Raw genomic sequence first — 20,217 nt, 5'->3', positions numbered from 1 at the left:
GATTCTTGACTCTTAACTCTTGATTCTACTTTTTTTTTAAACGATGGGTTACAATTTTGTATAAACAGTATTAAGAGTGAATAAAGATATAAAAGCTTCGGCGCCAACAGATAGTGAAATAGTTCTGGGGATACTTAACAATTCGGAAATTGTATTAAAAAGGTTATATACTACCTATTTTCCGATGATATTGCAGCTAATTATCAACAATAACGGAAGTGAGGATGATGCCAAGGATATATATCAGGAAGCAATTATTGTTCTTTATAACAAGGTAAAATCGGGCGAGTTTGAATTAAGCAGTAAGCTTAAAACATATATCTACTCGGTTTGCCGCAGGCTTTGGCTTAAAAAGCTGAGCCATATGAACAGGTACGGAGGGGATATAAGGGATTTTGAGGAGTACCTGCCTGTTGATGATGAGGTTGAAAAACATAATGACCGGGATATTCAGTTTAATAAGATGGAAGCAGCGCTTCAGCTTTTAGGTGAGCCCTGTAAAACCATTATGGAGGATTTTTATATAAACAACAGATCTATGCAGGAGATTTGTGAACGTTTTGGCTATACCAATGCAGATAATGCCAAAACACAAAAGTATAAATGCCTGCAAAGGCTGAAGAAATTATTTTTTCAGCAGAAGTAAAGGAGGGTACATAAATGAGCGAGAATCAACTTTTAGAAACAATTGAACGTTACTTAAATGGCGAAATGACTGCCGAAGAACGTAACCAGTTTGAATTGTTGCGTAAAAAAGATGCCAATGTTGATAGTAAAGTAATTGAGCACAAATTGTTTATTGGTTTAATAAAGCAATATGGCGAACGTATTGAACTTGAAAAACGCCTTGACGCTATCCACAGCGAAATTGATGTTGATGCTTTGAAAGAAGAACTGCTGATAAAACCGAATTGGGTAGTAAGCATGTGGAGGCATCACCACTCCAAAATATCGGTAGCTGCTTCGATAGCTATATTTGCTATTTTGAGTACATTGTTCTTTACCGGCAAGTTAAATAATCAGGATTCTAACTTTGTATTGTTGAAGGACCAGATAAAGCGCGTTGAGGATAAAACAAAAAAAATAGAGAGGACTATTAATAATAATCGAACTCCGCTAAAGCCAAGAATTTCAAGCCCCGGTAAATACAGAGGCACAGGATTTGCATTATCATCAAATGGTTATATAGCTACAGATTATCATGTTATTGATGGCGCCGATTCGATCTACGTACAAAACGCTGCAGGGGAGTCTTTCCACGCGAAGGTTATTTATACCGAACCTGTATACGATTTAGCGATATTGCAAATTAACGATCCAGCGTTCAAGGACTTAGGTAACGTTCCTTATAACTTCAAAAAATCAATAAGCGATCTTGGCGAAAATGCTTACACCTTTGGTTATCCTGGGGGCGAGGAAGTTTATAATCTTGGCTCGGTAAGTGCTATTAACGGGCATTCTGGCGATACTACAGAATACCAGGTTTCTATACCGGTTAACCCGGGTAATAGCGGCGGCCCGCTGTTGGATGACAAAGGCAACCTAATAGGTATTATCAGTGGTAAACAACCTGATATTGCAGGTGCTGCCTTCGCCAAAAAATCAACCTACTTGTTAAAAGCGATACAAAATATCCCTGCCGATTCGTTAAACAAATCTTTAACCATTAGTACTAAAAACACACTGATAGGCTTAAGCCGACCACAACAGCTTAAAAAGCTTAAAAACTATGTGTTTATGGTTAAAGCTTATTAATAATGCCCAAATACCAATAAAAATTAATAATTAAAAAGAGACGCCGGAAGGCGTCTCTTTTTTTTGAGCAAGGATTTTTGGACTATTGGACTTTGAGACTTTTAGACAAAGGACTTTTAGATAAAGGACTTTTAGATGAAGGAGCAAAGACTTTTGGACAAAGGATTTTAGAAATTCTGCTAATTCTTTAATTCTAAATACTGGGGTTCAGACAATTGCGTTAGGGATCGGCGCGGATACCGGCCAATGTGGTTAAGGCCTGTGGAGTATGAGCAAAGAGCCCGGCCGTAGGCAACGCCCATTTTGGGAGTAAGGAGTAAAGACTTCGGGACAAAGGACTTTTGAACAAAGGATAAAAAGCTTTTTAGGTAAAGGAGTTTTTTTATTCTGTTAATCCTTCAATCCTGAAAATTCTGATTCAGACAGATTACCTATCCACTTCGCCTAACACAAAATCAATAGAGCCTACAATGGCTATTAAATCGGCAATGAGTACGCCTTTTGAAAGTTCGGGGAGCACCGATAGGTTGTTAAAGCTTGGTCCGCGGGATTTTACGCGGGTAGGGATCTCTGATTTACCATCACATACAAAATAGAAGCCCAATTCGCCTTTTGCCCCTTCGCAGCGTACATAGTAGTCTTGTGCCTTTGGGATAGTTTTGCGGGGCATTTTGGCACGCGGATCGAAGTCTGGCGTGCGCTTCAGTTCTTTTTGCAGGCGATCAAGACACTGTTCTACAATCCTTAGCGATTGTTCAATTTCATCAACCCTAACTTTATAACGGTCCCAGCAATCGCCAACCTTCCCCATCAGGCCTGTACCTACTGGTATTTCAAAATCAAGTTCGGGGTAGGCCGAATAATTATCAATACGGCGTAAATCCCATTTTAAGCCAGAAGCACGCAGCATTGGGCCGGTACAGCCATAGTTAATGGCAACATCAAGCGGTAACACGCCAATATTGGCTGTGCGCGATATAAATACCTGGTTATCTGTTAATAGTTGATTAAGCTCAACCATTTTGGGTTTAAAGTATTCCACAAAGTCGCGGCAGCGTTCTTCAAAGCCAACCGGTAAATCGTAAAATAAACCGCCAACCCAAATATAGTTATACAGCATGCGTGAGCCCGAGGCCCACTCCAGCATACCCATAATGTGCTCTCGATCTCTGAAACACCATAAGAAAGGGGTAAAAGCACCAATATCAATGCCGTAAGTTCCAATAGCTATCAGGTGGGATGCAATGCGGTTAAGTTCGCAAACCAGTACGCGAATGTACTCCACTCGTTTGGGGATATCTTTATCAATACCCATCATTCGCTCAACACCCATTACAAAAGCGTGGCTGTTATTCATAGAGGCCAGGTAATCCAACCTATCTGTAAAGGGGATGGTTTGCTGGTAGGTTAATGATTCGGCATGTTTTTCAAAGCAGCGGTGCAGGTAACCAATGTGGGGGATAACTTCTTTAACAATTTCGCCATCGGTTATCAGTTCCAGGCGTAAAACGCCATGGGTTGATGGGTGCTGCGGCCCCATGTTAAGCACCATATCCTCAACGCTGGCATCAGCAATTTTTTTATTGTAATTAATTAATGCCTCTTCGTATTTGGAATTAGTGACCACCATAGTTAAACGCTGTAAAATATAAAAAACCCGACCTGTCAGGTCGGGTTTCAAAAATCAGTTTTTTTTCTGTTAATCCGGCTAAATCAATAAAATTTAGTGCAGGATATTAATATTTTTTACCTGACAATGTTTCGCCAAATTTTGAACTTTGGGTAGCTAACCAGGCGTAGCTATACATGGCCACGGCCTTTAGTTTACTTTGACGGCTTTTAAAGGTCCAAACGTCCTGCATAAACTCTTTATGGTTTTTCTTATTCAGAGTATCAAACGCTACCGAAATTGTTGGCGTAAGGGAGTATGCTGTATGCCATGTACCAAAGGGTATAAATAAAGTTTCGCCGGGGCCAACCACAAAGCTAATAGGGGTTGCTTGTTTAAACAACGGGTGTTTTTCATAATCAGGCTCAAAAACATTTACTTCAGAGCGCCACGGATCGTCCGGACGAGGGTAAAGTAAGTGTTCCTGTCCGCGTGGGAAAACGGTGAAACGTTTTTCGCCATAAAGTTGAGTGATCCAGGCATTAAGATGATAATAATCAATGTGCATATATGGGAACCTGCCACCAGGACCGCCTATAAACATTTCTGTAGCACCTCCCCATTTACCTAAACTGAACATTTTGTTTTTTAGCCAGTTTGGCGATGCGTAGTTTAAATCCAGCGGATCTATCAAAGGCATCAGCTCGGGAATGGTTGCCGGGATATCAAAAATAATAGGGTATACGGCCGGCTTTTCTTCGGTACTGGCTTCAACCATATCCATTGCTTCTTTAATGGTAAGTGTTGTACCGCGCACGTCGGTTTTACGGTCGGGGTAATTTTCACGGAACCAATCGGGGGTAAACAGGCCATTTGCTTTCCAAACTTTGGCGGCATTGGTAAAAACCAGGGGAATGCCCGGTTTATAATGCTCTTCCATAAATTCTTCGTACGTAATGTTGTCTCTCCTGATGATGTCCATGTTTAAGCAATTAGGTTTATACAATCTTAAGTAAAATATTTAAGTATATAACAGCTGTTTTAGGTGATATTTTACTGTTTCCTATAGATAGATTTTTACGAAAAATAAACTGCTAAGGTTATGTTATAAAATTGCGAAGATAGCCCGGCTTTAAAGTTGCGTACTAATACTTTGGGTTTGCCCGGTGTAGTAAAAAAACTTTTGAAGCACCAATAAAGAGATCAAATCTTCCTGCGATTTATTCATAAACTGCCAAACGTGAGCATTGGCGTTTTTGATGATAACAAGGGCTTTATCGGGATTGGCTATATAGTAATGAAGCTTGGCCTCCAGGTCAGAAAAATCATCTTTGATTTGGATATAGTGATAATCGGCCATCAACCGGCCTTCCATAAACCAGGTTTCGTATTTAGGTTTGGGCATAACAGCTATGGAGTTTGACGACATGATCCACTTTAAATTGGTGGCTACATCATTCCCCTCCAGGCTCAGGATAAATTTATAATCAAGGTGATCAATAATATTGATCTTCGGTTTTATCCAATCCGGATTGCCACCACGCTTATTCACCTGCCCTAAGTCGCAAAGGGGATTATCGAAATACATTTCCATAAACCTGATCCTATGCGGCTGGCTCATCACCCCGCGTCCGATCAGCAAATTCTTTTTTGCTGCAAATATTTTGGTGTCTTTTACAAAAAGGAAATGCCTTTTCTTATCCAGCTTAAGCAATATGGCGTTCTGGTTATCATCCCCAACAGGTCGGCTTTTTTGGATGGTGGGTTTAGTTTCTACATGGGTGATATCGCCTAACAGAAAATTCAGCTTCAGATGGTGACTAAAATAGCGCCAGTATTCAAAAAGATCAAAGTTGTAAGCCTTAGGACTATTAAAAACCTTAAGCTCTTTTATAGCAAAAGCGTCATCATTAATAGGCGAAATTGTTTGCAGCTTATTGTAATAATTCACTCTATCAATCACCGCGGCTTCATCGTGTTTTTTGATGGATTTAAGCTTTCTGTTTAAGGCCTTTTGATAAAGCGATACAGGTACAGCCTGCCTCAGGATGTTTACAACATAATAGGGGATCTTATTCTTTTTTACGTCGATATATAAATTCCTGAAACCCATATGTTGCTTTACGCGACAAAGCTACAAATTCTTTGCTTCGCAGTCATTAGGTCATTGGTCATTTGCTTCGCGTCATTGGTCATTTCGCTTCGCTGTCATTAGTCATTAGTTTTTATTTGAGAATTTTGAAACAACATCAGCAGAATCAACTTGCCCTAATGACCAATGACCAATGACCAATGACCAATGACCAATGACCAATGACCAATGACCAATGACCAATGACCAATGACCAATGACCAATGACCAATGACCAATGACCAATGACCAATGACCAATGACCAATGACCAATGACCAATGACCAATGACCAATGACCAATGACCAATGACCAATGACCAATGACCAATGACCAATGACCAATGACCAATGACCAATGACCAATGACCAATGACCAATGACCAATGACCAATGACCAATGACCAATGACCAATGACCAATGACCAATGACCAATGACCAATGACCAATGACCAATGACCAATGACCAATGACCAATGACCAATGACCAATGACCAATGACCAATGACCAATGACCAATGACCAATGACCAATGACCAATGACCAATGACCAATGACCAATGACCAATGACCAATGACCAATGACCAATGACCAATGACCAATGACCAATGACCAATGACCAATGACCAATGACCAATGACCAATGACCAATGACCAATGACCAATGACCAATGACCAATGACCAATGACCAATGACCAATGACCAATGACCAATGACCAATGACCAATGACCAATGACCAATGACCAATGACTAATGACTAATGCGAAGCAATAACCACCGATTTCATCCCCTCTCGCCCATAAAATACCGGGAAATACATCATTTCTGCCTTGGCCGGGTTTAGGGTGTATTTACCATCATATCGTGGTATAAGATTAATGCTGAAAGTATATGTTCCCTGTTTAAGTTTACGGCAAAATATGCTTACTTTTTCTTTAAAGTATTCGCGGTGTACTTCGTTATTGGTCCAGTTTTGTTCTTTACTTTCGTACGAACACCCGGCAGGGATAGGTACCTCAATCATTACAAAATCGGCATCGCCTTTGGCTGTTACCTCGGCTTGCAGGTTAACTACTTCGCCACCTTTTAATTGGTTTGTTTTTTTGCCCTGGTGTTCAAACCTGGTATTTACTGTGAAATCTTTACTTACCTTTTCTGGTTTTGCATTCCAAAACTGTTGGTAACCTGTAATGTACACAGGTAAATCGCCTGTTTTGCTGATGCTTAGGTTTCCGGCATCAAGTTTAGCCGAATAGGGGAACTGGGTAATAGTTTCGTTTTTTTGACCTTTTAGAGTGATTGATGCCGGTTTTATGGGTTTGTTGTTTACAAGCAAATCGGGCAGAATGGTTTCCAGGATGAGGGCCGATTCATAAGTATTGCGCCAATCACCATGGCCGCGTTGTTCCAGGAAATAGCCACGGATTTTTTGCAATAGCTCGGGGTGTTTGCCATCGTTTTTGATGATGTGGTAGGCAAGCACGCTTAACTGTATGGAGTTGTCGAAGAAACGGTAGCTATCCTCGCCCCAATAAACGTTGCCAAACAACGTGTGGCGCTCTTTTGCCAGTAAGCTATCCAGCTTAATGGTTGTTCCGGTTTCTTGTTTAATTAGCATCAACCTCAATTTATCGTAGTTTGATAGCGCGAACCCGGCGTTTAATTTAACCACCTTATATTCTTTTTCAACCAGGCCTGCATATTTGGCATAATCAACCTTGGCCTGTAGTTTATGCAGTAACTCCAGGCAGGTGAGTTTATCGGCACCCCGGTAGCTTTCTAATTGGTAAACCAAATAATCAATTAATTTTTGTTGATCGAGCTGAACGGCGTAGCCTTCTTTTTGGGCATCCAGTAAAGCTTCAACAGCGTGCAGGCTAATCCAAAGTTCTTCGTCGGTATCTTTCCACCAACCCCAGGTTCCATTGGTTTTGCGGTTTTCCTGTAGCTTTTTAATAACCGCTTTAATGTTTTTATCATACTTAAATTCTTCCCCCAGGAACTTTTTAATCCTGCGCTCGGCAAGCAGGCCTTTTAGTTTGGAAGCCAGTTGTTCGTTACACAAATATTTGTATTCCCTTAGCTTACGGCTCTCCTCTATAAGCGTAGGTAATACAGAAGCTTCTGCCCTGAAAGTTACCGGCCCCATTGCGGCATCAAATTTCAGGTTTACGGTGGTATCGCTGTTCAGCGCTTCAAAAATGCCCTTGGTTTCTTCAACGCCTTGTTTTATTACCGGTACTTTACGTTCCTCGCCATCGAAATAGCCCTTATCCTGTTTAAGGGTATATTCAAACGCCAGGCTGTCTGTAGCTGATGCGATAATGTTTAGCGTATCAATTTTGGAGTTATCTACCAATAATACATCTTGTTTAAGTTGCCGGCCATTATAAGTAAATGTGCGGGTGAGTGTAGCCGGGGTGGCATTGTAGTTTAATACCTTACCTATCAGTTTCATCTCATCGCCGGCAACGGCAAATTGGGGGGCAATGAAATTCGCGCTGAGCGGTTTAAATGATTTTATTTGGTTTTCTATAAAACCGGTTTGTTTATGGTCCGTCACTCCGGCTATAAACGTACGCCAGTTGGTTATGTCATCCGGGAAGGTAGCTGTAAAACTAACTTTGCCCTGCGCATCGGTAGTCAGTTTGGGCTGCCAGTAAGCATAATCGGTAAAGTTTTTACGTAAGGTTTGTTCGGTTTGCTGTGCCTGGGAGGGCGCCGTTGCATCCTGGTTTTTCTTTTTCGTGGTGATGATGATAACGCCATTTGCAGCACGGGCACCATACAAGGCTTCGGCCGCCGATGATTTTAAAATGTTAAGGTCATTTATATCGTTAACGTTTATGCCAGCTATGTTAGTTACTATTTCGCCGTCGACAATATAAAGTGGACTGCCGCCTGCTGGTGATGCTGTGCCCCTGATAAAAATTTTATCTGTAGAGCCGGGTGTGCCGGTGTTTACTACTTGTACCCCGGCAACCCTGCCGGCCAAAGCGTTGCTTAGATTGGTTGATGGCATATTTAAATAACCCGCTTTAACAACACTTACCGATCCCGTAAGTTCGCGTTTGCTTTGTGCTCCATAACCTATTACTACAACCTCCTGCAAGTACTTAGCTGATGCAGCGAGCGCAACGCTCACTTCGCTTCCCGCGGTAATGCTTATTTCATCGCTTTCGTAACCAATGTAATTGAATACTAATTTTCCGTTTGCCGGTACTTTTAACATAAATCGCCCTTGTGCATTGGTTACCGTGCCGGTTGTAGTACCTTTTATACGCACGCTTACACCAGGCAGCGGCGATTTGTCTTTTTTATCAACTACCACTCCCGTCATGATATTTTGGTAATTACTAACCGGGGTGTATTTGTCATTAAAAGCCTCTTTTATTTTAGTTGCGTCATCGTCCTGATTAAGACCCCCATAATACCGGTTGTCCGGGCGGCTATCTACAATATTAATTATCTTAATACTCACCGAATCGCGGGGATGGGTGGGAGTGATATAAACTTTGTAAAAGTTGGTTCCGTAGGGTTTGATATTCACATTCTCTAAAATATCGTACCTGCCCCCCTGCATCAAAAACATTACCCTGTATTTGCCTTTTTTAAGTTGTCCCAGGTTGGTGCTATTCCCCGGGAAAATTCTTAGAAAGTCGGGCTCGTTGTATCTGTAAATGATGATGTTCCTGATAAGGACAGGTATTTCTTCTTTCCGTACCTCCCTTTCAATGATTAGTTTACCCGTTTCACCATCAGGCTCAAAGTTGTTTCTAAACAGCTCGGTAGTATTGGCCCTGTTATCAAGATAGTTTTGCCACAGGCTATCCGCCGCATGCCAGGTAAGCACATATTGGGTGTAGTCGGTAGTGGTAGTCGCACCAGAAATTATCGGATTAAAAGGATACTTCCCTGGAACACTTTTTTGTTTAAGTAAGCCCGGCTCAAACTGGTATGAAAAGCCGGGTTCGGCAACAAACGTTTTTGGTTCCTGGGTTTTTACATCGAGCGTAACAAAGTTTGAAGGAAACGGGCCGGTAAGGATTTGGCTACGATTTTCGCTCGCGGGATTAAGGTAATACAAAAGCTTATCCTGGCTTACCAGCGCCATTTTATGATCAAAGTTGTTAACTATGGTCACAAAATAGTTATTGAGCAGGTTTGCCTCATAAGTACTCAGTGTATCTGTTACTTTATCGCCACCAAAGGCATTTTCATTAACACTGAGGATTAGTTTTTTGCCGCGTGCTACAATTATACTATCTACTCTGAAATTGCGGTTATTGGTCCTGAACCTTAACTGGTGCCGCCCTGCACTAACCTCAAAGCTATAGCGATGTAACTGCTGAGCCTGGCTAAAATATACCGGCTTTTCGTCAATGTATAAAATATGTACAGGTTCAATGTTCCCGTTTTTTACCACGAATGGGGCTATTTGAGTTATGGTATCAATGCCTTGCTCTTCAATAGTATACATTTTTTTAGGATTGGTAAACTTGTAGTATTCAATGCTATCAAGCCCCATTTCTTTGCTCCAGCGTTGCCAATTCAATTTGTTTGAACCGCCCGCGTCTGTTTTTTCTGTATCGAATGGTTTAAGTGTTTTGCGGTATTTGAATTTGTAACCCAGGTATGGTAAAGTTGGTGCCCGGTAGCCTTCAAATTTGCCCGTAAGGCTCCACGCGGTAATATCAGCATTGGCAACCGGTTTGCCCGCGTTATCGGTAACTACAATATCTGTAGTTACCCGCTGCCCCGGATAAACTGTTGTGGGTTGTTTTACATTAATTGTGAGTAAATCTTTACGGTAAAGTAACCGGGCCTGCTCACTATGATTTATTCCGCCCCATATGTAATTTACCCAAAAAGTAACCATGTTTTGTCCTTGATATGCTTTTTTGTAGGTTAAATTATCTGCTTCGCCAGCATCTATCAGTTTATTGCCTGCAAAAACGGAGTACCAAAAATGCAGCTTTCTATCATTAATAACCTTTACAAAAATAGAGTCGGCAGTTCGGTCAGATTCCAGCGAGATACCGCCATTAAAATCTTTTAATTCTACATCAGTATCTGTACTATCTGCTTCAATATTATAGCTGTAAGCAGCCGGGTTAATTATAATGTTTGCCGGCAAGTTTACTTTTACTTTAGATATGGTATCCTCATTGCCATCAAAGGCGCTGATAATTGCGGTGCCCTTTAGTTGCTTCCCTAACTCCTGTAGCTGCGCTTTCAACGTATCGGCAGTTAGCCCGGTGTTGATATTAAAGCGTTTGTTATTAAAATTAAGGTATTTGTATTGGGTGCGCTCCTCATTGGCCGAGTTTAGGAAGCGGGCATTTAACTGATAGCTTATATTTGCAGACGGGAAAATAGAGTCGGGAAGCATTATTTTAGTTTCACCAACGGGATCGAGTGCGATTTGTTTAGTCCAAAGGGTATCGGGCACAAAAACGTTTTTTTCATTATATGCGGATGCCGAACTGTTGGTTAAAGTAAGCGTGACGCGTCCATCTGGCACCGGTAAATCATTCTCGTCGGTAGCTTTCAGATAAATCGCCAGGGGGTTGCCGCGCCAGTGTTCTTTTTTATCGGTTCGTAAGTTAAATTTAGTCGATTTCAACTCATATTCTTCGTATTTAAACCCGCCATAGGCCACAACTGCCGGATCGTTATACAAACTTTCTTCCTGTTCAGCATCTTTCTTCGCCCGTTTATATTCCGGGTCAATCAGCGCGATGTTGTAATATTGATCAAGCCGGATGCTATCGCCCAGTACAAAGCTATACTCAAAACCGCCGGGACGATAGCTATTGACGGTGCCTATCTTTTTACCACGGCTGGTGTATGATCCTTCGCAAAGTAATACGTCCAGTTTCTTTTGAACAATTGGGAGTTTCGATTTTGAATAAAGTATAAAAGCCTTAAATCTTAGGGTATCGTTTGGTTTGTATCGCGGTTTGTTAAATATTACAAAGCTGTAGTAAGGTTTAGGTTTTTGGGCATGTTGTTGATACCGGTCGCGGCTGTTATCATCGTTACCTTTTGAAAAGATGTTTTTGATTGATTTCCAAAAGGATGATAACCAGCTAATTTTATCATTATCAGGCTCATAATCTTCTTCTTTCAAAGTGAAAAAGTTGGCTACACCATTAAAATCTACCTGTATAGTGCTAGCTTTTTCTGTGTTTTTACTGTGCCAGGTGCCACTTTTGCTATCGTAATTAAGTGTTTTGCCATTATACAATACTGCGGCATTTTTGATAGTATTACCCTGTTTATCCCAAATAATGAAACGATGGTCATAATCATTATGCAATACCTTTATAAAAGCCGAGTGATTTTCTAAAAGAGCATAGGTGAGCCTGTTTTTATCGGCAGCAACTTTTAAATAGTTGCCTGCTGGTAAGGTGTTTTCCCAGCGCGTGTTGGTTTTAAATGAATCAATAGGGTGGTGAAGGATGTTTTCATTAAGCGAATCATCGGGATGGGTATAAAACCTGGCAACCTGGGCGGTGGTAAGTTTATAGATGTAGGTGTAATAACTATGTTCTTTACTTGAGGTAAGCGGGCGCTGCGCAAAAGCAGCCATGGTAAACAAGCATGATAAAGCCGAAAGTGATATTGCTCTTTTGTAAAATGATAACATATGTAGGTAAATTGTAGCTGTTAAGCCTCGGTTTAAATATAAATTTTAATGATGTTTTGCTTATATGATGCACATCTATTTAACTTTCCATAAAGAAATATCAGTTTATAAAAACTATTTTTGGACAATAATCCCGCTAAGTATACCGGATTAGTAGAATTTAAATTTATGTGGTATAACAATATATTGGAAACCATTGGCGATACGCCCCTGGTAAAGCTGAATAAGGTAACAAAGGACATTCCTGCCACCGTTTTGGCTAAAATTGAAACAACCAATCCCGGTAATTCCATAAAGGACCGTATGGCCCTTAAAATGATTGAGGATGCCGAAAAGAGCGGTAAGCTTAAACCCGGCGGTACCATCATTGAAGGTACATCGGGTAATACCGGTATGGGCCTGGCCATCGCCGCTGTTATCAAAGGCTACAAATGTATTTTTACCAGTACCGATAAGCAATCAAAAGAGAAATTTGACGCCCTGCGTGCCTTTGGCGCCGAGGTAATTGTTTGCCCTACCAATGTAGAGCCTGAAGATCCACGGTCGTACTATTCCGTTTCGTCGCGTTTGGAGCGTGAGGTGCCTAATTCGTGGAAACCCAACCAGTATGATAACCTAAGTAACTCCCAGGCGCATTATGAGCAAACCGGTCCCGAAATTTGGGCGCAGACTGAAGGGAAAGTAACTCACCTGGTCGCTGGTGTAGGTACAGGCGGTACCATATCAGGCACGGCACGTTACCTTAAAGAGATGAATCCTAACATTAAGGTTTTGGGAATTGATACCTATGGTTCGGTATTTAAAAAGTATAAGGAAACCGGCGATTTTGATAAAAACGAAATTTATCCCTATATCACAGAAGGTATTGGTGAAGATTTTTTACCGCAAAACGTTGATTTTAGCCTGATAGATCACTTTGAAAAGGTAACCGATAAGGATGCGGCGCTAATGACCCGCGAAATTGCCCGCAGAGAAGGGATTTTTGCCGGTAACTCAACCGGATCGGCAGTGGCCGGCGTAGTGCAAATGAAGGATATGTTTAAAGAAGGCGACGTGGTGGTAGTGATCTTCCCCGATCACGGTACCCGTTACCTGGGCAAAATGTATAACGACGACTGGCTGCGCGATCGTGGTTTCCTGAAAGATGGTAAACTCACCGCACTTGATATCATCAGTAAAAAAGAGGCCCAGGAAATTGTGACCATTGATTGCGAAAAAACGGTTTTAGAAGCCATCAACACCATTAAATCGCTCAATATTTCGCAAATTCCGGTTACGCAAAAAGGTATGGTAATAGGCAAAATCACCGAAAGCGATATCTTGAACTCGCTCTTAGAGAACCCATCTATCAAATCGCAACCGGTAAAAAACATCAGTACCGCGCCATTCCCGTTTGTGGATCTGAATACCTCTATCGATAGGATTTCGGGCATGATCAACAAAGAAAACATAGCTGTATTGGTTGAAGACGAAAACGGTAAAATTGAGATTATTACACAGTATGATATTATAAATGCGATATCAGCTTAGGAGAAGTAGCAAGTAGTTAGTATCAAGTATCAAGATTTTTAGAAGGTGTTTTGCGTGAGCAGGGCACCTTTTTTATTTACATTTGAATATGAAGAGTAATGCGTGGTTTAAATTGTCGACTATAATCATATTGAGGCTCTTTTTTATTTCGTGTGATTGTGTACAGCATGTTAAAGGTAATGTTGTTGATGAAGCAACGGGGAAGCCCGTCGCCAATGTTTTAGTAAAAAAGCAAAACGGGTTTGCGCGTGAAATGTAAACCGATTCAACTGGTGAGTTTGAACTGTCCGGTATTTCCGGTGGTTTATTTGGACGCCCCAATATGGATATATCAGCTTTTAAACCAGCATATAAGATAGCTACTGCCTCCGTACCGGCCGGTGGTGAAATAAAAATAGAATTAGAGCGATGAAAAAATTAGGCATATTTAAAAACAACCTGATGATGATATGCTTTTTTTTGAGTTTTTGCTCTTGCACCAAACATCAAAAATTAGGTTTACAGGTAGCGAAAGATGAGCTTAAAGGCGCATTGCTTTACAAGGAGAACCGAAAACTTAATTACGGCAATCTAATCACTACCCAAGAGGCAGCAATAGCAATAGCCGAACCAATATTGTTTGAGGTTTATGGGAAGCAAGAAATTTTGCAGGAACGCCCTTATGAAGTATATTTTATTGACGGTTATTGGGTATTAAACGGAACTTTGCCAGAAGGATCTCATGGCGGCGGCTTTTTAATTATCTTATCTGCAAAGGACGCGCAGGTTATAAAACTAATTCACTATAAGTAACCTCATCAGTCATATTCGGTAATTTTTCTCCACTCACGGTTTTTGGCATTTATATCGTAAAAGTTGAAGCCGATATCGATGGTTACGGGCTTGCCGTTTTGGATAAATGTGTAGTAGCGGCCATCCGTATCAATATCATAATAGGGAAAACTGCTTAATTCAATGTGTAATTTAAAGCGGTTGTTAAATTGGCAATTTACCTGTTTACCATTTCTTAAATAATCAAATAATAGAAAAGTTTCTGACTCGGTATGCGGTGCCATACTACCATCTTTTCTAAAACTTGAACCTCTCACCTCGTTAAAACGTGCAAAGAAAACTGGTGTAGGGTTAGGTTTTAATTTGATATGCTGATATAGATACCGCAATGGTATATATGCCCATGTAAATTGGTAAGGCGCTTGTCGCCCATAATCATCCACCGTTTTATATATTTTACCGTTTTTTACAAATGTCGTACTAATGGTTTCATCATCCGTCCACCCAGCCCGGTAGAAGTTTTTTAATGAGTCGATATTGGTTTTAAAGAAGTTATTTTGCAGTTGTTGGAATTCCTCTTTAGTTATTTTACCAACATAGTCGCCTTTTTTTCCAGTGTGTCCTAATCCTCTAAATAGTACAGTGCCATCGTTGTTAAGTATAATACTCATAATAGGGCATGAGCCATAGCAGCCGGATGTTGATAGGATTATCTTATCAAAATTGATAGATTTATAGGTGTTTAGCTTGTAATGTTTGAAAGTTGCTAACCTATCCCGAAGGTAGAATTGCAAAGTGTCGGGTGTTAGTTTGAGGAGTTTATAACTTTCCCATTTGCTATTGTCCGGGTTCAGTATATATAAGCTATCAGCAGAGATCCGATACTTTGAATGATTACCAAGGTAGATGGTTGTGCTGTCCGTCCGTTTTAAATAACCCGTTTTGTTGTTGCAAGTACCATTGGTAAAAAAACTAAAACCGGCCCTTTCAAAATCAGGAAACTCTGAAACAATGCTGTTTTTGTTTTTTAATTCGGGATTTCTGACTTTTACCCAATCCCCAAGTATATTTTTTTCATTTGCAGATTGTAATTTGCCCTGTTTGCAGGAGTAAAAAAACAATGTAATCGATAAAACACCTATAGAAATGCGGTTCATATTATACGATAGGTTTTAGTTACAAGCTAAACGATAGCACTAAAAGGGTTATTTTGTGGTCTTTGCATTATTCTTTACCGCCGAAAAGTTAGAAATTCATCCTTTAGGCGAGATTTAGAGGGGGATTCTCTTACTCCAACCTCTTTCTAATCAACTCTTTCCTATACCTTTCCTTCAACGGAAACTTAATATCGGTTAACAAATAAATAGCCGTGCCTTTTTCTCGGGCCAGGTAATATTCAACTTCGCCTATCTTTTTATAGGAGCCTATCATGTTGCCGGCCACAAACTGGCGGATGTTTTCGCCATTGCTGTCATCAACGTAGATCATGTATTTGCAGGCAAGGGTATCTGGTGCCCAAAGGGTGAAACTACTGTTTAGCGATGCTACATCGGGGTAGTTAAATTGCTTGCGGTAATGGTGCAGCGCGCCTGCCTCGCCGTAGTTATCGGCGTAAACTATGGTTTGTTTTTGCTGTTCGGGTGTGAGACTGTTGTACGCCTGGCCAACTTTTTGGGCCATTTCGTCCCAGCCGAGCATATCGGCATAGTCCTGCGTGGTGGGGTGCGTTTTTTGATCTTCCCAGGTTACAGCAAATTTTAATGCATTGATATGTCGGGTGGCGTATTTAAAGCACGCTATAGTTTGCTCAAGCGGTAGGATGGGCAAAAACAGCGGCAATAGTAGCATATTGGGCAGCGTAAAAAGTGTTACCGTTAAAGTGCGTAAAACCAGGCCGTTTGATTTAAGCCATCTTTCAAAGCCAAAACCACCGGCTGCAAAAAGCATGGGATATGCTCCAAACAGGTAATAGTTTTTACCATCCATCTCCAATAAAAACAGGAAGATAAGCACATAAGCTATAGCCAGGAATTGAAAATTACGCAGCCTGAACGAGAAAATAAGAAAAGCAAAACCTGTTAGCCAAACAAACAGCGCCGCGCCATGCACGGTGATTTGCTGTTTAATGAAATTACCGGGTGTAATGTAGTCAAGCTGCTCTTTACGCAAGGCTGCCATGTGGGTGATCACCGGGAAATGGTGCGTTACCTGCCAGATAAAATTGGGCAAAAATATAACCATGGCAAGGGCCATAGCACCTAATATATGCCAGTTGAACAATAACTTACGCTGCTTGCTGATAAGTACACCGATAATAAGCGCTACGGTAAAAAACAGCATGGTATACTTGGTGAGCATCCCGAAACCTACCGCCATACCAAGCCAGTAAAGGTACCTTACATCGGTTGTGTTGAGGTATTTGATAAACAGCCAAACGGTGAGCACCCACCAAAACTGATCGAACACAACGGGCTGAAAAAGGTAATCGCTGGCAGCGAAGGCAGGCGAAAAGATAAGCGTTAAGCAAGCCAGGGTAATGGCAAACCTGCGCCCGCCAAATTCAACTACGATTCGGCCGGTAAACCAAATGATGAGTCCGGCAAAAATGGTTGGGAAAATGCGTGCCGCAAATACCGAATTACCGAATAAAGTGATGGTGATTTTAGCTAAAAGCGCTATAAAAGGAGGTACCTCCTTATAACCCCAATCCATATGATCGGCTAATACCAGGTGCAGAAATTCATCGCGGTGAAACCCAAAATGACCAATGGCAAACAGGTTGATTACCATTTTGATCAATACAAAAATCAGTATGAAATAAACGTATGTCGACTTCCGGTTTTTGTAGGGCATGTTCAGGAGCTTAAGGCTGAAAGCAAAAAGCCCAAAGCTTAATGCCAAGGGCTAAAGATAGTAAAGAGAGGTTAAAAACCAAAGGTAGGTAAAAGGTTAAAGGCGAAAGGTAAAAGGTTTGCATGGCAACTTTTGAAGCTACCTTTGGCCTTTTACCTTTAGCCTTTCGCCTCCAATAACGCCTTATATCCGGGTTATATCTGCACCTAAGGCTTTAAGGCGGGTATCGATATTTTGATAACCACGTTCAATTTGTTCGATGTTGTAAATGGTTGATTTGCCCTGTGCTGATAAAGCGGCGATAAGCAGGGAAACCCCCGCGCGGATATCCGGCGAAGTCATGCTGATACCGCGCAGCTGCACCTGTTTATCCAGGCCGATCACGGTAGCACGGTGCGGATCGCACAGGATGATTTGGGCGCCCATATCCAATAGTTTATCTACAAAGAATAAACGGCTTTCAAACATCTTCTGATGAATTAACACCGATCCTTTGGCCTGTATGGCTACTACCAGCACAATACTTAACAAATCGGGCGTAAAGCCAGGCCATGGAGCATCGGCAATGGTCATGATGGAGCCATCGATGAACGTCTCAATTTCGTAATGGTCCTGGGCAGGGATGTAGATATCGTCGCCACGCAGCTCCAGTTTGATGCCCAGGCGTTTAAATACATCGGGAATCATGCCCAGTTCTTTGTACTGCACATCTTTAATGGTGATCTCGGAGCCAGTCATCGCCGCAAGACCGATGAATGAACCAATCTCGATCATATCCGGCAGCATCCTATGCTCGGTACCGCCAAGTTTGGTAACCCCCTCAATAGTAAGCAGGTTTGACCCTATACCGCTGATTTTGGCACCCATGCGGTTAAGCATTTTACAAAGCTGTTGCAGATATGGCTCGCAGGCGGCGTTGTAAATGGTGGTGGTTCCTTTTGATAGCACGGCAGTCATTACAATGTTGGCTGTACCGGTTACGGATGCTTCATCGAGCAAAATATAGGTACCCTGCAGGTTGGAAGCATCTACGTTGAAAAAGCCGTCCTCGGGATTGTAATTGAACTGGGCACCCAGCTTCTCGAAGCCTAAAAAGTGCGTATCCAGCCTCCTACGGCCTATTTTATCGCCGCCGGGTTTTGGGATGGATGCCTTGCCGAAACGGGCCAGCAACGGCCCCACAATCATGATAGAGCCCCTTAAGCCGCCACCTTTTGATTTAAAGGCTTCCGACTGGAAAAAATCCTGGTCGATATCTTTGGCTATGAACGTGTAAGTAGCATCGGCCACTTTTTCGGTGACAACACCCATATCGCCCAGTAGTTCAATGAGTTTGTTAACATCTTTAATATCGGGTATATTGCTGATGGTAACTTTTTCTTCGGTAAGCAATACCGCCGAAATTACCTGTAGTGCCTCGTTTTTTGCTCCCTGCGGAGTGATTTCGCCTTTTAGCGGTTTCCCGCCGTTGATCACAAATGCGTTAGTCATAGGTGCTTATAATTGATATATCAATGTTTCAAATTGTTGAACTCCAACTCCACCAAAAGAGTTTTAATTCCCGGCAAAGATTATAATTTTTTTTCACCTTTGGTTCATTAGTTCAGTGGTTCATTAGTTCATTGGTCTTTTATAGTTTGTCGCTTTTTGAAATTTGAAAATATCGACCTAAAACTTCTTAAACTTTGTTTTTTGTGTTAAAACAGGCCTTTTAATATACTTGACAGCTCCCTGCAAACACCTTTTGAAGTATCTTTCCATATCTTTTAATGCACCTTTCTTATACCAAACTCATCCTTTAAAAAGTCTTTAAAACGAAAATAGCCCGGCTCTTCATCACAAAGAGCCGGGCTATCAGCTAAAATTTTTAAACAAGTTTAGCAATTCATCCTGTCACCTAATCCATCAGACGAGACCAATGAACTAATGAACAAGTGAACTAATATTTTTTGCCACCATTGTTACGGTTGCGGTTGTTTTGGTTATTGTTGTTATTACGCTGACCGCCGCCATTGTTGGTACGGGCACCGCCACCACCACCGCCACGGTTATTGTTGTTTTGGTTATTGTTGGTACGCCCGCGATTGTTGTTATTGTTGTTTTGCGGATGGTTGTTTGGCCTAAACTCAACACGGTTAAGGTTCACGTTTTCGTCCAGTTTTAGGGTGCCGCCAGATAGGGCGTACAAATCGGCAATAATGCTTTCGTCAGCTACCGAATCTTTGTTCCACTGTACGTAGGCCATTTTCATGAAGTTGGCAACGGCTTGCACCATGTGGCGTTTACGTTCCGGCTCTTCAATGCTTTTCGCTTTTTCAATCATCAGCTCAATGGTTTTGCCATAGTGCTTGTATTTGATACGCTGATGCGGGTAACGCAAAGGCGCGGGCTTCAGGTGAATTTGTTCTGGGGATGGTTTTGGGTACGGTGAGTCAACATCAATCTGGTAATCAGATATGATGTGCAGGTGATCCCAAAGCTTGTGCTTAAAATCGGCCACATCGCGCAGGTGCGGATTTAAAAAGCCCATCAGGTCTATCACCACCTGGGCGTAACGGTTACGTTCTTCTTTAGTAGGCAGCGCGATAATGTACTTAACCATGTTTTGTACATTGCGGCCATATTCTGTCAGGATCAGTTTATTCCTGGTTGAATTATAGTCAAATTCAGGCGTGTTATTTAATGCCATGCAATTATTAAATGTTTTAAGAAAGTTTTAAGTTAGCCGTGCATCTTTTCCCTGCGTAGTTGAGGGCCCAGGAGGCTAAAATTGAATTGTTATTACTGTAGTAACGCAAATATAACTTAAAAGTGTTATTGTGCAAATTTCTGGTAGTGTCTCAGTTTGAAAATTAAATTTATTTTTTTATTTCTTACTTTTGTTTCATGTCAAAGGGAGAAAAGAAAAAAAAA

General features: G+C 41.4%; 13 protein-coding genes. 4 read left to right on the top strand and 9 right to left on the bottom strand.

Going from position 1 to position 20,217, the window contains the following annotated elements:
• Positions 1 to 76 precede the first annotated feature (76 nt).
• Positions 77 to 646, top strand: a complete 570-nt coding sequence (locus QWZ17_RS05310; RefSeq protein WP_290303972.1) for an RNA polymerase sigma factor — start codon at positions 77 to 79, stop codon at positions 644 to 646.
• A 14-nt stretch (positions 647 to 660) separates the two neighbouring features.
• On the top strand, positions 661 to 1,755 hold the full coding sequence (locus QWZ17_RS05305) for a S1C family serine protease (RefSeq protein ID WP_290303971.1): 1,095 nt from the start codon (positions 661 to 663) through the stop codon (positions 1,753 to 1,755).
• 427 nt (positions 1,756 to 2,182) lie between these two features.
• Here QWZ17_RS05305 and QWZ17_RS05300 read toward each other — a convergent pair whose 3' ends face one another.
• From QWZ17_RS05300 to QWZ17_RS05280, 5 genes are all read right to left on the bottom strand, one after another.
• Positions 2,183 to 3,385: an NADH-quinone oxidoreductase subunit D gene (locus QWZ17_RS05300; RefSeq protein WP_290304028.1), complete on the bottom strand. Its 1,203-nt coding sequence runs from the start codon at positions 3,383 to 3,385 to the stop codon at positions 2,183 to 2,185.
• A 106-nt stretch (positions 3,386 to 3,491) separates the two neighbouring features.
• On the bottom strand, positions 3,492 to 4,346 hold the full coding sequence (locus QWZ17_RS05295; RefSeq protein WP_290303970.1) for a cupin-like domain-containing protein: 855 nt from the start codon (positions 4,344 to 4,346) through the stop codon (positions 3,492 to 3,494).
• A 150-nt stretch (positions 4,347 to 4,496) separates the two neighbouring features.
• Positions 4,497 to 5,477, bottom strand: coding sequence for a glycosyl transferase family 90 (locus tag QWZ17_RS05290; RefSeq protein ID WP_290303967.1), 981 nt, complete (start codon positions 5,475 to 5,477; stop codon positions 4,497 to 4,499).
• Between the two features lie 105 nt (positions 5,478 to 5,582).
• Positions 5,583 to 6,245: a hypothetical protein gene (locus QWZ17_RS05285; protein ID WP_290303966.1), complete on the bottom strand. Its 663-nt coding sequence runs from the start codon at positions 6,243 to 6,245 to the stop codon at positions 5,583 to 5,585.
• 10 nt (positions 6,246 to 6,255) lie between these two features.
• Positions 6,256 to 12,150 carry a carboxypeptidase-like regulatory domain-containing protein gene (locus QWZ17_RS05280; RefSeq protein ID WP_290303965.1) on the bottom strand — a complete coding sequence of 1,965 codons (5,895 nt, stop codon included), beginning with the start codon at positions 12,148 to 12,150 and terminating at the stop codon, positions 6,256 to 6,258.
• Between the two features lie 168 nt (positions 12,151 to 12,318).
• Between QWZ17_RS05280 and QWZ17_RS05275 the strand changes: the two genes are divergently transcribed.
• Together QWZ17_RS05275 and QWZ17_RS05270 are read left to right on the top strand one after the other, a co-directional pair.
• Positions 12,319 to 13,680, top strand: a complete 1,362-nt coding sequence (locus QWZ17_RS05275; protein WP_290304027.1) for a pyridoxal-phosphate dependent enzyme — start codon at positions 12,319 to 12,321, stop codon at positions 13,678 to 13,680.
• A gap of 408 nt (positions 13,681 to 14,088) precedes the next feature.
• A complete protein-coding gene (locus QWZ17_RS05270) occupies positions 14,089 to 14,472 on the top strand; it encodes an NTF2 fold immunity protein (RefSeq protein WP_290303964.1) in 384 nt (127 codons plus the stop codon).
• A gap of 5 nt (positions 14,473 to 14,477) precedes the next feature.
• On the opposite strand, the gene QWZ17_RS05265 is transcribed toward QWZ17_RS05270, so the two are convergent.
• The 4 genes from QWZ17_RS05265 to QWZ17_RS05250 form a co-directional block, all read right to left on the bottom strand.
• Positions 14,478 to 15,608 (bottom strand): DUF6438 domain-containing protein, encoded by a 1,131-nt coding sequence (locus QWZ17_RS05265; RefSeq protein WP_290303963.1) that lies wholly within the window; start codon positions 15,606 to 15,608, stop codon positions 14,478 to 14,480.
• A gap of 130 nt (positions 15,609 to 15,738) precedes the next feature.
• Positions 15,739 to 17,304: an ArnT family glycosyltransferase gene (locus QWZ17_RS05260; RefSeq protein WP_290303961.1), complete on the bottom strand. Its 1,566-nt coding sequence runs from the start codon at positions 17,302 to 17,304 to the stop codon at positions 15,739 to 15,741.
• A gap of 183 nt (positions 17,305 to 17,487) precedes the next feature.
• Positions 17,488 to 18,795, bottom strand: coding sequence for a UDP-N-acetylglucosamine 1-carboxyvinyltransferase (murA, locus tag QWZ17_RS05255; RefSeq protein WP_290303959.1), 1,308 nt, complete (start codon positions 18,793 to 18,795; stop codon positions 17,488 to 17,490).
• A gap of 448 nt (positions 18,796 to 19,243) precedes the next feature.
• Positions 19,244 to 19,993 carry a DUF4290 domain-containing protein gene (locus QWZ17_RS05250; RefSeq protein WP_290303957.1) on the bottom strand — a complete coding sequence of 250 codons (750 nt, stop codon included), beginning with the start codon at positions 19,991 to 19,993 and terminating at the stop codon, positions 19,244 to 19,246.
• Positions 19,994 to 20,217 lie beyond the last annotated feature (224 nt).

The organism is Mucilaginibacter flavus (assembly GCF_030409315.1).
In the GTDB taxonomy this organism is placed as follows: domain Bacteria; phylum Bacteroidota; class Bacteroidia; order Sphingobacteriales; family Sphingobacteriaceae; genus Mucilaginibacter; species Mucilaginibacter flavus.
This window is presented reverse-complemented; position numbering and strand designations above follow the sequence as displayed.